Here is a 13,864-nt window from a genome sequence, read left to right as displayed (position 1 = left end):
GCCGGGCCTTCAGGCGCCCGCGGGAAGGCGCTGCTCCACGCCGCCCGGGGTCGCCACCAGCGCCACGTCGGCGCCCTTGCGGGCGAACAGCCCCACCGTCACCACGCCCGGCCACTGGTTGATCTCCGCCTCCATCGAAGCGGCGTCGGCAATGCGCAGCCCCGCAACGTCGAGAATCAGCTGCCCGTTGTCGGTCACCACCCCGTCGCGAACCTTCGGCTGGCCGCCGAGGGCGCGCAGCCGGGCCGCGACGAGCTCGCGCGCCATCGGAATCACCTCGACCGGCAGCGGATAGCGGCCGAGAACGTCGACGCATTTCGACTCATCGACGATGCAGACGAAGCGGCGGCAGGCCGCCGCAACGATCTTCTCGCGCGTCAGCGCGGCGCCGCCGCCCTTGATCATCTGCAGCGCCGGATTGATTTCATCGGCGCCATCGACGTAGACCGGGATCTCGCGGCCGGACGCGAGGACCTCGTTCAGGTCGAGCACCTCGATGCCCTGCGCCCGCAGTCGCTGACTGCTCGCCTCGGAGCTGGAGACGGCGCCGGCGACCCGGTCGCGCACGCGGCCGAGTTCCTCGATGAAGAGGTTGACGGTGGAACCGCTGCCCACGCCGACGAGGGCCCCGGACGTGAGGTGGTCGATGGCCGCCCGGGCGACGGCGCGTTTGAGTTCGTTCTGGTCCATGGCGGAATTCTAGCGGAGCGCCCGCCCGGGGGTTGACGTGGGCGGGCAGGACCCCAATCTTGGTCATGGGGCAAGCCCGTCCGAACGGGGACGCGCATCCCGTTGCAAAGGACCTGCCCGATGTGGAAACGACTGTCGATGCTGTGGGCGCTGGTCCGTGGCGACGCTCGGACGCTGTGGTTCGCAGTGCGCCATCCTGGCGCGCCGCGCTGGCTGAAAGCGGGGGTGGTGCTGCTGGCGCTGTATCTCGTCTCGCCGATCGACCTCATCCCGGATCTCGCCGTGCCCTTCATCGGCCTGATCGACGACCTGGTGCTGATCCCCCTGGCGATCCGCTGGATGCTGCGCCGCCTGCCGGAACAGGTGCGCAGGGATGCGCAGCAGCGGGCGACCTCTTCCAGGCCGGCGCGGGCGCGCTGACGCGACAAGGCGACAACGCCCGGAGGAATCCCTGGCCGCGGGACGCGCTCCCGATCTGCCTTCTGTCGGGCACGGCTGGCCATATGGGCGTGCTCACCGGAGCGCGCGAGATCGCCCCAGTGCACTATTGCCAGGCGATCGACCATCGCCAGGCGAGTCACAGCCGCCCTCACCAACGGGATCTTCGGCGCAAGCCGCTGGACTGCGGCGCTCGCCTGAACACAGGAGGAGCAACGAGATGTGCATCACCGCTACCGCACGCGCCACCGCGCCGCTCCGGCGCTCCCTTGGCGCCTGCCTGTTCGGGCTCGTCCTGGCCCCGATAGCGAACTCCGCCTGGGCGCAGATCTACCAGTGCACGGAGGACGGCCGGATGCGCTACCAGGATCGCCCGTGCGTCGCAGCCCCGCACGCGGCGCCCCGATACCGTTCGCCCTCCCCTGCATCGCCCGCGAATGCCGAGGCGGTCGCGTCGACCCCGCCCATGGAGCAGGCCGCGCAAGAAGCGGAGGAAGCGCGCGCCAGGCTGCGCGCGCTCGATCGCACCCAGCGGATGCGCGAACAGATCCACGAGATTCAGCGCGAGCGCGCGCAGCGAGATCATGAACTTCGGATGCGGGACCTGCGGGCCGACTTCCGCGAACAGCACGAGCAGCGAATGGCCACGTTGAAGGCCATCGAAGCGCGTGAGCGCGCCCGCGAGGAAGCCGAGGCGGCCCGACCCAGAACGTCGGGGCGGTACTTGCCGCACAAGTGAGACGTGGCAACCCGCGCCGAGCAGGCATGTTGCAGAGATATGCAACACCCAGCTGCACGGAGGTGTGCAGCCAAGACGCAGAACGCGCCGCTGAATGCTTGAATTCTTTGGGGTGGCTGACGGGACTCGAACCCGCGACAACCGGAATCACAATCCGGGACTCTACCAGCTGAGCTACAGCCACCACCGTTCACGCCGCGCGAACGCGACGCGATGAAACTTGACCCCCGGCAACCACGTGCGTAGCGTGGCCTGCCCGACAGGACTCGAACCTGTGACCCTCAGCTTAGAAGGCTGATGCTCTATCCAACTGAGCTACGGGCAGCGATTCAATCGGGCCGGACAACGTTGCGCCCTGGTAGTGCGCTGCCGAAAGACTGGTCGGGGCGAGAGGATTCGAACCTCCGACATCTTGCTCCCAAAGCAAGCACTCTACCAGGCTGAGCTACGCCCCGGAGGACGTGAAGTATATCGCAAGCGCGCCGCAATCCAAAACCGGCAACCCCGGCGATGTTCGGGGACCACACCCGGGCGAAACCCCGCGCCGGGAATGCTCACGAAACGGCCTGGGCGAGACGGTTCGCAACCCGGTGTGCAAGGCCAGCATCGCGCGCCTCGACCATCACCCGCAGCAGCGGTTCGGTGCCGGACGGCCGGATCAGGATGCGGCCGTGTTCGCCGAGCTCTGCCTGCGCAGCGAGCTGCTCGCGCTGCAGTGCGGGATTGCGCTCCCAGTCGAAGCCCTTCGCGATCGTCACGTTCACCAGCGTCTGCGGAAACATCACCAGGTCCTCGGTGAGTTCGGGCAGGCTTCGGCCGCTGCGCCGGATGGCCGACAGCACCTGCAGCGCGCTGATGGTGCCGTCGCCGGTGCTATGGTTGTCCAGGCACAGCAGATGGCCCGAGCTCTCGCCACCATAGAGCCAGCCGCGCGCACGCATGCGCTCCAGCACGTAGCGGTCGCCCACCTTGGCGCGCTCGAAACCGATGCCGAGCCGCGCGAACGCCTGCTCCAGCGCCAGGTTGGACATCAGCGTACCGACCGCCCCCGCCACCGGGCCGCGCGACAGCCGCTCCCGCACGATGACGTAGAGCAGCTGGTCGCCGTTGTACTCGCGACCTTCGGCATCGACCATCATGAGCCGGTCGGCATCGCCGTCGACCGCGATGCCGAGGTCGGCGCGATGCTCGAGCACCGCGGCGCGAAGCGCCTCGAGGTGAGTGGCTCCCACGCCGTCGTTGATGTTCGTCCCGTTCGGGCTGGCGCCGATGGTGACGACCTCGGCGCCGAGCTCATGGAAGACGTGCGGCGCGGTGTGGTAGGCAGCGCCGTGCGCGCAATCGACCACCATCTTCATGCCGCGCAGGTCGAGGGAGGCCGGGAACGAGCTCTTGCAGAACTCGATGTATCGGCCAGCGGCATCGTCGATGCGGCGCGCCTTGCCCAGCAGGTCCGAGCGGACGCAGCCGATCGGCGCCTCCAGCGCCGCCTCGATACGCTCCTCGAGGGCGTCGGGCAGCTTGTTGCCGTCGCCGGAGAAGAACTTGATCCCGTTGTCGTCAAAGGGATTGTGCGACGCGCTGATCACCACGCCGGCGGTGAGCCTCAGCGCCCGGGTCAGGTAGGCGACCCCTGGCGTCGGCAGCGGCCCCGACAGCAGGACATCGACCCCCGCCGCCGAAAAGCCCGCCTCCAGAGCAGCTTCGAGCATGTAGCCCGAGATGCGCGTGTCCTTGCCGATCAGCACGGTCGGCCGGCCGCTCTCGCGCCCCGCCAGCACGCGGCCGGCCGCATAGCCAAGCCTCAGCACGAAGTCCGGCGTGATCGGCGCCTCGCCGACCCTGCCCCGCACACCATCGGTTCCGAAGTATCTGCGTCCCATCTCAACCCTCGATCGCCTGCCAGACCGCAAGCGCGTCCTTCGTTTCAGCAACGTCGTGAACCCTCACGATCGCCGCCCCCCGGTGAACCGACGCCAGCGCCGCAGCCACGCTGCCCGCCATGCGTTCGCCGACTCCCCGCCCTGTGATCTGGCCGACCATTGATTTGCGCGACACGCCCAGCAGCAGCGGAAGACCGAGGCCGGCCAGCCCGGACAGCCCGCGCAGCAGGCTCAGGTTGTGCTCGAGGTTCTTGCCGAAGCCGATTCCCGGATCGAGCACGATCCGCTCCCGGGCGACGCCACAGGCAAGCAGCGCCGACACCCGGTCCCGGAGGAAGGCGGCGACCTCCGCCACGACGTCGCGATAGACGGGCGCCTGCTGCATCGTCGACGGCTCGCCCAGCATGTGCATGACGCACAGCCCGGCAGTGCCGCCCGCGACCGCCTCCAGCGCACCGGGGGCACGGAAACCGGCCACGTCGTTGATCATGTCCGCGCCCGCGCTCAACACCCCGCGCATCACTGCCGCATGGCGCGTGTCCACCGACAGGGGCCGGCCGCAGCCGCGCAGCGCCTCGAGCACCGGCAGAACCCGGCCGAGCTCCTCGGCCTCGGACACCGCAGCCGAGCCTGGCCGGGTCGACTCGCCGCCGATGTCCAGCAGGTCGGCGCCCTCATCCAGCAGACGGCGCGCATGGCGGATCGCAGCATCGGCCGCCAGGTAGCGGCCGCCGTCGGAGAAGGAGTCCGGCGTCGTGTTGACGATGCCCATCACCAGCGGACGCGAGAGCTGGAGCTCGAATCGGCCGCAGCGCAGCGTCTGGGGCATTCCGGCCGGGAGGGTCATGCGAGGGTGGAGGGCAGAACGGCAAGCGGCGGGAAGACCCGCCGCTTGCCGTGGAACGAAGCGCGCCTCAGGCTGCAGGCGCAGCGGGGGCGTTCGGCACCACGCCGGTGGGCGCCGAGGCGCTGCCGCCTCCGCCACCGCCCGCATTGCCGCCCGAGGGTTCCTTGGGCGGACGCGGGTCGCGTCCAGCGCAGATGTCGTCGATCTGGTCGCTGTCGAGGGTCTCCCACTCGAGGAGCGCCTTCGCCATCACCTCGACCTTCTCCCGGTTGCCCTCGAGAATCGTTCGCGCAACGGCGTACTGCTCGTCGATGATGCGCCGAATCTCGCTGTCGACCTTGCGCATGGTTTCTTCGGAGACATGGGTGGTCTTGGTGATCGAACGCCCGAGGAACACCTCGCCTTCGTTCTCGGCGTAGACCATCGGACCCATCACGTCGCTCATGCCGTAGCGCGTGACCATGTCGCGCGCGATGGCGGTGGCCCGCTCGAAATCGTTGGAGGCGCCGGTGGTCATCTGGTTCATGAACACCTCCTCCGCGATGCGGCCGCCGAACAGCACTGCGATGGTGTTCAGCATGCGGTCGCGATCCATGCTGTAGCGGTCCTCGACGGGCAGCTGCATGGTGACGCCAAGCGCCCGCCCGCGCGGGATGACGGTGACCTTGTGGACCGGGTCGGTCTTGGGCAGCATCTTCGCGACGATGACGTGGCCAGACTCGTGGAACGCGGTGTTGCGGCGCTCGTCCTCGGGCATCACGATGGAGCGGCGTTCTGCGCCCATGATGATCTTGTCCTTGGCGCGCTCGAAGTCGACCATCTCGACGAGCCGCGCGGCGCGGCGGGCGGCGAACAGCGCAGCCTCGTTGACGAGGTTGGCCAGGTCGGCACCCGAGAAGCCGGGCGTGCCGCGCGCGATGATCTCGGCGCGCACGTCCGCGCCGATCGGGACCTTGCGCATGTGCACGTTGAGGATCTGCTCGCGGCCACGGATGTCCGGCAGCGGCACCACGACCTGACGGTCGAAGCGCCCCGGGCGCAGCAGCGCGGGGTCGAGGACGTCGGGCCGGTTGGTGGCGGCAATCACGATGACGCCCTGGCCAGTCTCGAAACCGTCCATCTCGACCAGCAGCTGGTTCAGCGTCTGCTCGCGCTCGTCGTTGCCGCCGCCCAGGCCGGCGCCGCGCTGGCGGCCCACCGCGTCGATCTCGTCGATGAACAGGATGCAGGGCGCGTGCTTCTTCGCGTTCTCGAACATGTCGCGGACACGCGCGGCGCCCACGCCGACGAACATCTCGACGAAGTCGGAGCCCGAGATGGAGAAGAAGGGAACCTTGGCCTCGCCGGCGATGGCGCGAGCGAGCAGCGTCTTGCCTGTGCCCGGCGACCCGACCATCAGCACGCCGCGCGGGATGCGCCCGCCCAGCTTCTGGAAGCGCGAGGGATCGCGCAGGAAATCGACGAGCTCCTGCACCTCCTCCTTGGCCTCGTCGCAGCCGGCGACGTCAGCGAAGGTGATGGTGTTGTTGGACTCGTCGAGCAGGCGGGCGCGAGACTTGCCGAAGGAGAACGCGCCGCCGCGCCCTCCCCCCTGCATCTGGCGCATGAAGAACACCCACACCCCGATGAGCAGCAGCATGGGGAACCAGGACACGAAGATGTTGAGCAGCAGCGACTGCTCCTCCTCGGGCTTGGCGTTGACCTGGACGCCGTACTTCATCAGATCGCCGACCATCCAGGGGTCGCTCGGCGAGTAGACGATGTAGGCGCGATTGTCCTTGGCGCGGACCCGCAGCGTTCGACCGTCGATGGTGACGCCTTCGACGCGGCCGTCCCTGGCTTCCGCCATGAACTGGGAATACGGCATGTCGGCGCCGCGCACCTGGCGGGTGTCGAACTGCTTGAAGACGGTGAACAGGACCAGTGCGATGACCAGCCAGACCGCCGCCTTCGAGAAAACGTTGTTCACAGATTCCGCTCCTTTTGCAGCTCTTCGATTCTACGCAGATTGGGGCGCAAGTGCCAGCCGCAAGCCTGACATAAGTCGTTGATCCGTATGGACCTTACAGATCACTTCTCCTTCAGGCCCCGGCCAAGCAGATAGGTTTCGGCCGACTTGTCGCGCGAGGCCTTCGGCTTGCGCGGCGAAACGGTGACGAAATGCCTCTTGAAGAGGGCCACCAACTGACTGTAGCCGCTGCCGTGGAAGCACTTGACCAGCAGGGCCCCGTCCGGCTTCAGGTGATGGACCGCGAAGTCGACCGCGAGCTCGATCAGGTCGGCCATCCGGGCCGAGTCTGCCGCCGCGACTCCGGACAGATTGGGCGCCATGTCCGAAACGACCAGGTCGACGGGGCGGTCGCCGACGAGGCGTTCAAGTGCCTCGAGCACCTCCGCTTCGCGGAAATCGCCCTGGAGAAACTCGACATTGGCGACCGGCTCCATCGGCAGCAGATCCAGCGCCACGATCCGTCCGTCGATGCCGCCACCCGGAACCGCGAGCCGCTCGCGCAGCACCTGGCTCCAGGCTCCCGGCACGGAACCGAGGTCCACGATGGTGTCGCCGCGGCGGATCAGCCGGTCCTGCTCGTCGATCTCGATCAGCTTGAAGGCGGCCCGGGATCGGTAGCCATGCTGCTGTGCCTGCTTCACGTAGGGATCGGTGAGGTGCTGCGCCAGCCACGCCTTGTTCAGCTTCTTCTTCTTGGCCATCGGGTTACCGTGGGAGGAGCAATCGCGGATTATCGCCCGCGGCGGCTCTTGCTGTAGCATGCGCGCATGCAATCGACCGAATCCCCCGAACTCGCGCCCGTCCTCACGCCCACCGAGCGCAAGGAACTCAGGGCCCGCGCCCACCACCTGGACCCGGTGATCCTGATCGGTGAGGCGGGCCTCACCGAGGCGGTGCTCATGGAAGCCCGCCGGGCCATCGAGGTTCACGAGCTGATCAAGATCCGGGTGTTTGGCGACGATCGCGAATTGCGCCAGTCGATAATGACGCAGTTGTGCGAGTCGCTCGCCTGCGCCCCGGTCCAGATGATCGGCAAGCTGCTGGTGGTGTACCGGCCCAAGCCCGCCGAGGCCCAGTCCCGGCCGCGCGGCCCGCACGTCCCCAAGAAGGCGGCCGCCATCGGCAAGACGTCGGCGCCGTCGCGCGGCTCGCGCAGGCCGGCCGCGGTGAAACCCGCCGCCGAAGCCACGCCCCGCGCCAAGGTCTGGGGCATCGAAGCCACCGGCCGGCCCACTACCCACGCCTCTCGCGAGGACCCGCGCGGCAGCCGCGCAGGGCGCCCCTTGGCGAACCGCGGCGGCGGCCTGTCCGCTCCGCGCGGGCCTGCCTCCCGCGGCGGCAGGGGCCCCGGAGCCCAGGGCCCTTCGCGCACGCAGGGCAAGTCGGGCGGACGCAAGCGCTGACCGCAGCGGCGGTGCCCGCCAGCCAGGCACCGCCGCTGCGTCCGGAGTCTCACTCGTAGCGGACGTCGAGCACTTCGTACTCGCGGACACCGCCAGGCGCCTGCACCTCGGCCACATCGCCGCTGTACTTGCCGATCAGTGCACGCGCGATCGGGCTCGACACCGAGATGCGCCCTGCCTTGATGTCCGCCTCGTCCTCGCCGACGATCTGGTAGACCACTTTAGTACCCGCCTCGAGCTCCTCGAGTTCGACCGTCGCGCCGAACACCACGCGGCCGTCGGCCTCGAGGCTGCGCGGATCGATGATCTGGGCATTGGCGAGCTTCGATTCGAGTTCGGCGATCCGTCCTTCGACGAAGCCCTGCCGCTCGCGCGCGGCGTCGTATTCGGCGTTCTCTGACAGGTCGCCCTGGGCGCGCGCCTCGGCGATCGCAGTGATCACCGCGGGGCGCTCGACCGACTTCAGCCGCTGGAGCTCGTCCTTGAGAAGCTGCGCTCCGCGCACCGTGAGAGGGGTGGTGGCCATCGGTTGACTCCGGTTCTCGTGGGTCCGCCCCGTCAGCGCGGGGTTGGACCGGGTTCAAAGAGATCGGCCGCGCCGCCCCTCGCGGGAGCGGCGCGGCCGGCTTGATCGCCCGACGATCAGGCGGTCAGGGCGCCATGCAGTTCCTGCAGGCTGTAGACCTCGAAGCCGCGCAACGCGCGCAGGCCTTCAACCGCGGCCCGGGCGCCCGCCATCGTGGTGTAGTAGGTGACGCGCTGGGCGAGCGCGGTGGTGCGGATCGAGCGCGAATCGGTGATTGCGCCGCGCCGCTCCTCGACGGTGTTGATGACGAGCGCGATCTCGCCGTTCTTGAGCATGTCGACCACGTGGGGCCGGCCTTCCTGGACCTTGTTGACCGCCGAGACCGGGATGCCCTGCGCAGCGATCGCCGCGGCGGTGCCCTTGGTGGCCACCAGCTTGAAGCCGATCTCGTGCAGCGCCCTGGCGAGCGTCACCACGGCCGGCTTGTCGGCGTTCTTCACTGAGATGAAGACAGTGCCGGACTCGGGCAGCCGCACGCCGGCGGCGAGCTGCGACTTCACGAAGGCCTCGCCGAAGGTGTAGCCCACGCCCATCACCTCGCCAGTGGACTTCATCTCGGGCCCGAGGATGGTGTCGACGCCGGGGAACTTCACGAAGGGGAACACCGCCTCCTTCACCGAGAAGTACTTCGGCACGACTTCGGCGCCAATGCCCTGCTGCGCCAGCGTGCGGCCGGCCATGCAGCGCGCCGCGATCTTCGCCAGCTGCAGGCCGGTCGCCTTGGACACGAAGGGCACGGTCCGCGAGGCGCGCGGATTCACCTCCAGGACGTAGACCCGGTCCGCGCCGGATTCGCCGCCCTGCTGGATCGCGAACTGCACGTTCATCAGGCCGACGACCTTCAGCGCACGCGCCATCAGTTCGGTCTGGCGCTCGATTTCCTGGACCAGCGCCGGCGACAGCGAGTAAGGCGGCAGCGAACAGGCCGAGTCGCCGGAGTGCACGCCGGCCTGCTCGATGTGCTCCATGACGCCGCCGATGAACACGCGCTCGCCGTCGCACAGGCAGTCGACGTCCACCTCGATGGCGTCGTTCAGGAAGCGGTCGAGCAGCACCGGGCTGTCGTTGCTCACCTTGACGGCCTCGCGCATGTAGCGCTCCAGGTCCTTCTGCTCGTGCACGATCTCCATCGCGCGCCCGCCCAGCACATAGCTCGGCCGCACCACCAGCGGATAGCCGATCTCCTGGGCCAGCGCGATGGCGTCGGCCTCGGTGCGCGCGGTGCGGTTGGGCGGCTGCAGCAGGCCCAGCTTCACCAGCAGCTTCTGGAAGCGCTCGCGGTCCTCGGCGATGTCGATGCTCTCGGGCGAGGTGCCGATGATCGGCACGCCGTTGGCCTCGAGCGCCTTGGCCAGCTTCAGCGGCGTCTGGCCGCCGTATTGGACGATGACGCCGACCGGCTTCTCCAGGTCGACGATCTCGAGCACGTCCTCGAGCGTGAGCGGCTCGAAGTAGAGGCGGTCGCTGGTGTCGTAGTCGGTGGACACCGTCTCGGGGTTGCAGTTGACCATGATGGTCTCGTAGCCATCCTCGCGCAGGGCGAAGGCGGCGTGGACGCAGCAGTAGTCGAACTCGATGCCCTGGCCGATCCGGTTGGGGCCCCCGCCGAGCACGATGATCTTCTTCCGGTCGCTGGGCGCGGCCTCGCACTCGTCCTCGTAGGTGGAGTACAGGTAGGCCGTGGAGGTGGCGAACTCGGCCGCGCAGGTGTCGACCCGCTTGTAGACGGGGCGCACGCCAAGCTCGCGGCGCAGCTTGCGGACCTCGTTCTCGGTGGTGTCGAGCAGCCAGGCCAGCCGGCGATCGGAGAAGCCCTTGCGCTTGAGGAACAGCAGCGTGTCGCGATCGAGGTCGCCGATCGTGCGCTTCTCGAGCTCCAGCTCGAGCTTGACGATCTCCTCGATCTGCGCGAGGAACCAGGGGTCGATGTGGGTGAGCTCATGCACCTCGTCGATGCTGAAGCCCTGCGCGAACGCGTCACCCACGTACCAGATCCGCTCGGGGCCGGGCTCGCCGAGTTCCTCCTCGATGGTTTCGCGGTCGGTGGTCTTCTCGTTCATGCCGTCGACGCCGACCTCGAGCCCGCGCAGCGCCTTCTGGAAGGACTCCTGGAAGGTGCGCCCGATGGCCATCACCTCGCCCACCGATTTCATCTGCGTGGTGAGGTGCGAATCGGCCTGCGGGAACTTCTCGAACGCAAAGCGCGGGATCTTGGTGACGACGTAGTCGATCGTCGGCTCGAAGGACGCAGGCGTGGCGCCGCCGGTGATGTCGTTGCGCAATTCGTCCAGCGTGTAGCCGACCGCGAGCTTGGCGGCGATCTTCGCGATCGGGAAACCGGTCGCCTTCGAGGCCAGCGCCGAGGAACGGGACACGCGCGGGTTCATCTCGATCACGATCATCCGGCCGTCGGCCGGATTGATCGCGAACTGCACGTTGGAGCCGCCGGTGTCGACGCCGATCTCGCGCAGGATGGCGATCGAGGCGCTGCGCAGCAGCTGGTATTCCTTGTCGGTGAGCGTCTGCGCCGGCGCGACGGTGATCGAGTCGCCGGTGTGGATGCCCATGGGGTCGAGGTTCTCGATCGAGCAGACGATGATGCAGTTGTCCGCGCGGTCGCGGACAACCTCCATCTCGAACTCCTTCCAGCCGATCAGGCTCTCCTCGATCAGCAGCTCGTTGGTCGGCGAGGCCTCGAGCCCGCGCTTGCAGATGGTCTCGAATTCCTCGCCGTTGTAGGCGATTCCGCCACCGGTGCCGCCCAGCGTGAAGCTGGGCCGGATGATGGCCGGGAAACCGAGGGTGCGCTGCACCGCCCAGGCCTCCTCGATCGAGTGGGCGATGCCGGAGCGGGCGGAACCCAGCCCGATCTTCGTCATCGCCTCCTTGAACTTGGAGCGGTCCTCGGCCTTGTCGATCGCCTCGGGCGAGGCGCCGATCAGCTCGACGCCGTACTTCTCGAGCACGCCGTGACGGTGCAGGTCGAGCGCGCAGTTCAGCGCGGTCTGGCCGCCCATCGTCGGCAGGATGGCGTCCGGACGCTCCTTGGCGATGATGGCCTCGACCACCTGCCAGGTGATCGGCTCGACGTAGGTGACGTCGGCCGTCTCCGGGTCGGTCATGATGGTCGCCGGGTTGCTGTTGACCAGCACGACCCGGAAGCCCTCCTCGCGAAGGGCCTTGCAGGCCTGCGCTCCGGAGTAGTCGAACTCGCAGGCCTGGCCGATGACGATCGGGCCGGCGCCGATGATGAGGATGCTCTGGATGTCGGTACGCTTAGGCATTCTTGTGGTTCTCCATCAGCGCGACAAAACGGTCGAACAGATAGCCGATGTCGTGCGGGCCGGGGCTCGCTTCAGGGTGACCCTGGAAGGAGAACGCCGGACGGTCGGTGCGCGCCATTCCCTGGAGCGAACCGTCGAACAGCGAAACGTGGGTGACGCGCATGGTGGACGGCAGCGTCTGGGCGTCCACCGCGAAGCCGTGGTTCTGGCTGGTGATCAGCACCTGCCCGGAGTCCAGGTCCTTGACCGGATGGTTGGCGCCGTGATGGCCGAACTTCATCTTCATGGTCCGGGCGCCGGAGGCCAGGCCGAGGATCTGGTGGCCCAGGCAGATGCCGAAAGTGGGAATGCCGCGCTCGACGAGTTCACGCGTGGCCTCGACAGCGTAGTCGCAGGGCTCGGGATCTCCGGGGCCGTTGGACAGGAAGATTCCGTCCGGATTCAGCGCGAGCGCGTCGGCCGCGCTCGCCTGCGCCGGCAGCACGGTGACCTCGCAGCCGCGGCCCGCAAGCAGGCGCAGGATGTTGCGCTTCACGCCGAAGTCGAAGGCAGCGACCTTGAACCGGGCGGGCGGCATCGTCGGATGACCCTCGCCAAGCCTCCAGGTGCCCTCGGTCCAGGGGTATGCGGCAGCAGTGCTTACCACCTTGGCCAGGTCCAGGCCGGCAAGGCCGGGGAAGCCGCGCGCGGCGGCCACTGCCGCCTGCTCGTCGAGCTGCTGCCCGGGCGCGGCGCCCGCGACAAGACAGCCGCCCTGGGCGCCCTTCTCGCGCAGGATGCGGGTGAGGCGGCGCGTATCGATCCCCGCGATGCCGGGCACGCCCTGGCGCCGCAGGTAATCGGAGAGCGTGCCTTCGCTGCGGAAGTTGGAGACACGCAGCGGCAGGTCGCGGATCACCAGGCCGGCCGCCTGGATGCGCCCTGATTCCTCATCCTCGGCGTTGACGCCGGTGTTGCCGATGTGCGGATAGGTGAGGGTGACGATCTGCCGGCAGTAGCTGGGATCCGTGAGGATCTCCTGGTAGCCGGTCATCGAGGTGTTGAACACCACCTCGCCGACGGACTGCGTGGCGGCGCCGATCGAATGGCCTCGGAAGACGGTGCCGTCGGCGAGCGCCAGCAGTGCGGGGGGCAATTGGGGCAGCAAGGAAAGACTCCTGTTCAGCCTTGCCCGCGCGCTGCCGCCCGCTCGTCGCGGACGAGTCGGCGATGCCACTCAGGGAGAGTCGGGGGGATCGGCGCTGGGCTGGCCGGAAGCGGTTTAACCGACGAATTTTAGCACGGAGCGCCGACCCGCTGCGGCCCGAATGCATGCCGCAGCGCAACGCAATCGCACGGCACGCGCCCTCCATCGCCTGACGGAGGACACGGCTGCTCAGTCGTCGACGATGCGGCGGTCGCGCAGCGCGTGGGCGATGGTGCCGGGATCGACGTACTCGAGCTCGCTGCCCACCGGCACTCCACGGGCCAGCCGCGTCACGCGCAGGCCTCGGGCACGCAGCAGCTCGCCGATGTAGTGGGCGGTCGCCTCGCCTTCCTGGGTGAAGTTGGTCGCCAGGATCACCTCGCGCACCTGACCGTCGGTGGCGCGCGCCAGCAGGCGATCGAGATGGATCTCCTTGGGGCCGACGCCATCGAGCGGGGACAGCCTGCCCATCAGGACGAAGTAGAGCCCGCCGTAGGACAGCGTCTGCTCGACCATCAGCTGGTCGGAAGGGGTCTCGACCACGCACAGCAGCCCTGCGTCGCGGCGCGGCGACGCGCAGGTCTCGCAGACCTCGGCTTCGGAGAAGGTGTTGCAGCGCACGCAATGGCGGATCCGCGCCACCGCGTCGTCCAGGGCGCGGGCGATCAGGCGCGCGCCCTCGCGGTCATGCTGCAGCAGGTAGTAGGCGAAGCGCTGGGCCGACTTCGGCCCGACGCCCGGCAGGCGCTTCAGGGCGGCGGTCAGCTGCTCGAGGGCGGCGGGAGCCTTCAACGCGC

General features: G+C 68.5%; 12 protein-coding genes and 3 tRNA genes. 3 read left to right on the top strand and 12 right to left on the bottom strand.

What is annotated here, in order from left to right:
- Positions 1-9 precede the first annotated feature (9 nt).
- The gene (gene rpiA / locus HNQ70_RS11965; protein WP_183967756.1) at positions 10-690 is read right to left on the bottom strand and encodes a ribose-5-phosphate isomerase RpiA; all 681 of its coding nucleotides are present in this window, start codon (positions 688-690) and stop codon (positions 10-12) included.
- 120 nt (positions 691-810) lie between these two features.
- On the opposite strand from rpiA, the gene HNQ70_RS11960 reads away from it, so the two are divergent.
- Both HNQ70_RS11960 and HNQ70_RS11955 read left to right on the top strand, forming a co-directional pair.
- The gene (locus tag HNQ70_RS11960) at positions 811-1,110 is read left to right on the top strand and encodes a YkvA family protein (RefSeq protein ID WP_183967754.1); all 300 of its coding nucleotides are present in this window, start codon (positions 811-813) and stop codon (positions 1,108-1,110) included.
- Positions 1,111-1,348: 238 nt separating this feature from the next.
- The gene (locus HNQ70_RS11955) at positions 1,349-1,867 is read left to right on the top strand and encodes a DUF4124 domain-containing protein (RefSeq protein ID WP_183967752.1); all 519 of its coding nucleotides are present in this window, start codon (positions 1,349-1,351) and stop codon (positions 1,865-1,867) included.
- Positions 1,868-1,975: 108 nt separating this feature from the next.
- On the opposite strand, the gene HNQ70_RS11950 is transcribed toward HNQ70_RS11955, so the two are convergent.
- The 7 genes from HNQ70_RS11950 to HNQ70_RS11920 all read right to left on the bottom strand — a co-directional run bounded on the left by HNQ70_RS11950 (position 1,976) and on the right by HNQ70_RS11920 (position 7,309).
- Positions 1,976-2,051: transfer RNA gene (locus HNQ70_RS11950), tRNA-His, on the bottom strand.
- Positions 2,052-2,115: 64 nt separating this feature from the next.
- Positions 2,116-2,192, bottom strand: a tRNA-Arg gene (locus HNQ70_RS11945).
- A 53-nt stretch (positions 2,193-2,245) separates the two neighbouring features.
- A tRNA-Pro gene (locus tag HNQ70_RS11940) sits at positions 2,246-2,322 on the bottom strand.
- 99 nt (positions 2,323-2,421) lie between these two features.
- Positions 2,422-3,750 carry a phosphoglucosamine mutase gene (gene glmM, locus HNQ70_RS11935; RefSeq protein ID WP_183967750.1) on the bottom strand — a complete coding sequence of 443 codons (1,329 nt, stop codon included), beginning with the start codon at positions 3,748-3,750 and terminating at the stop codon, positions 2,422-2,424.
- 1 nt (position 3,751) lies between these two features.
- A complete protein-coding gene (folP, locus tag HNQ70_RS11930) occupies positions 3,752-4,579 on the bottom strand; it encodes a dihydropteroate synthase (RefSeq protein ID WP_183968024.1) in 828 nt (275 codons plus the stop codon).
- An 85-nt stretch (positions 4,580-4,664) separates the two neighbouring features.
- Entirely contained in the window at positions 4,665-6,566 is a 1,902-nt protein-coding gene (gene ftsH / locus HNQ70_RS11925; RefSeq protein ID WP_183967748.1) for an ATP-dependent zinc metalloprotease FtsH, read from the bottom strand.
- A gap of 101 nt (positions 6,567-6,667) precedes the next feature.
- Positions 6,668-7,309 (bottom strand): RlmE family RNA methyltransferase, encoded by a 642-nt coding sequence (locus HNQ70_RS11920; protein WP_183968022.1) that lies wholly within the window; start codon positions 7,307-7,309, stop codon positions 6,668-6,670.
- Positions 7,310-7,375: 66 nt separating this feature from the next.
- Between HNQ70_RS11920 and HNQ70_RS11915 the strand changes: the two genes are divergently transcribed.
- Positions 7,376-8,011, top strand: coding sequence for a YhbY family RNA-binding protein (locus HNQ70_RS11915; RefSeq protein ID WP_183967746.1), 636 nt, complete (start codon positions 7,376-7,378; stop codon positions 8,009-8,011).
- A gap of 49 nt (positions 8,012-8,060) precedes the next feature.
- On the opposite strand, the gene greA is transcribed toward HNQ70_RS11915, so the two are convergent.
- The 4 genes from greA to recR form a co-directional block, all read right to left on the bottom strand.
- Complete coding sequence (gene greA, locus HNQ70_RS11910; RefSeq protein WP_183967744.1) at positions 8,061-8,537, bottom strand: transcription elongation factor GreA; 477 nt, start codon at positions 8,535-8,537, stop codon at positions 8,061-8,063.
- Positions 8,538-8,653: 116 nt separating this feature from the next.
- Positions 8,654-11,881 carry a carbamoyl-phosphate synthase large subunit gene (carB, locus tag HNQ70_RS11905; RefSeq protein ID WP_183967742.1) on the bottom strand — a complete coding sequence of 1,076 codons (3,228 nt, stop codon included), beginning with the start codon at positions 11,879-11,881 and terminating at the stop codon, positions 8,654-8,656.
- Positions 11,874-13,028 (bottom strand): glutamine-hydrolyzing carbamoyl-phosphate synthase small subunit, encoded by a 1,155-nt coding sequence (carA, locus tag HNQ70_RS11900; RefSeq protein ID WP_183967733.1) that lies wholly within the window; start codon positions 13,026-13,028, stop codon positions 11,874-11,876. The genes carB and carA overlap by 8 nt, the downstream gene beginning before the upstream one ends.
- Positions 13,029-13,256: 228 nt before the next feature.
- Entirely contained in the window at positions 13,257-13,859 is a 603-nt protein-coding gene (recR, locus tag HNQ70_RS11895; RefSeq protein WP_183967723.1) for a recombination mediator RecR, read from the bottom strand.
- Between the last annotated feature and the right edge of the window lie 5 nt (positions 13,860-13,864).

Source organism: Quisquiliibacterium transsilvanicum, from assembly GCF_014202215.1.
GTDB classification, from domain to species: Bacteria; Pseudomonadota; Gammaproteobacteria; order Burkholderiales; family Burkholderiaceae_E; genus Quisquiliibacterium; species Quisquiliibacterium transsilvanicum.
The sequence above is the reverse complement of the archived record's forward strand: the minus strand, read 5'-3'. Positions and strand labels throughout refer to the sequence as shown.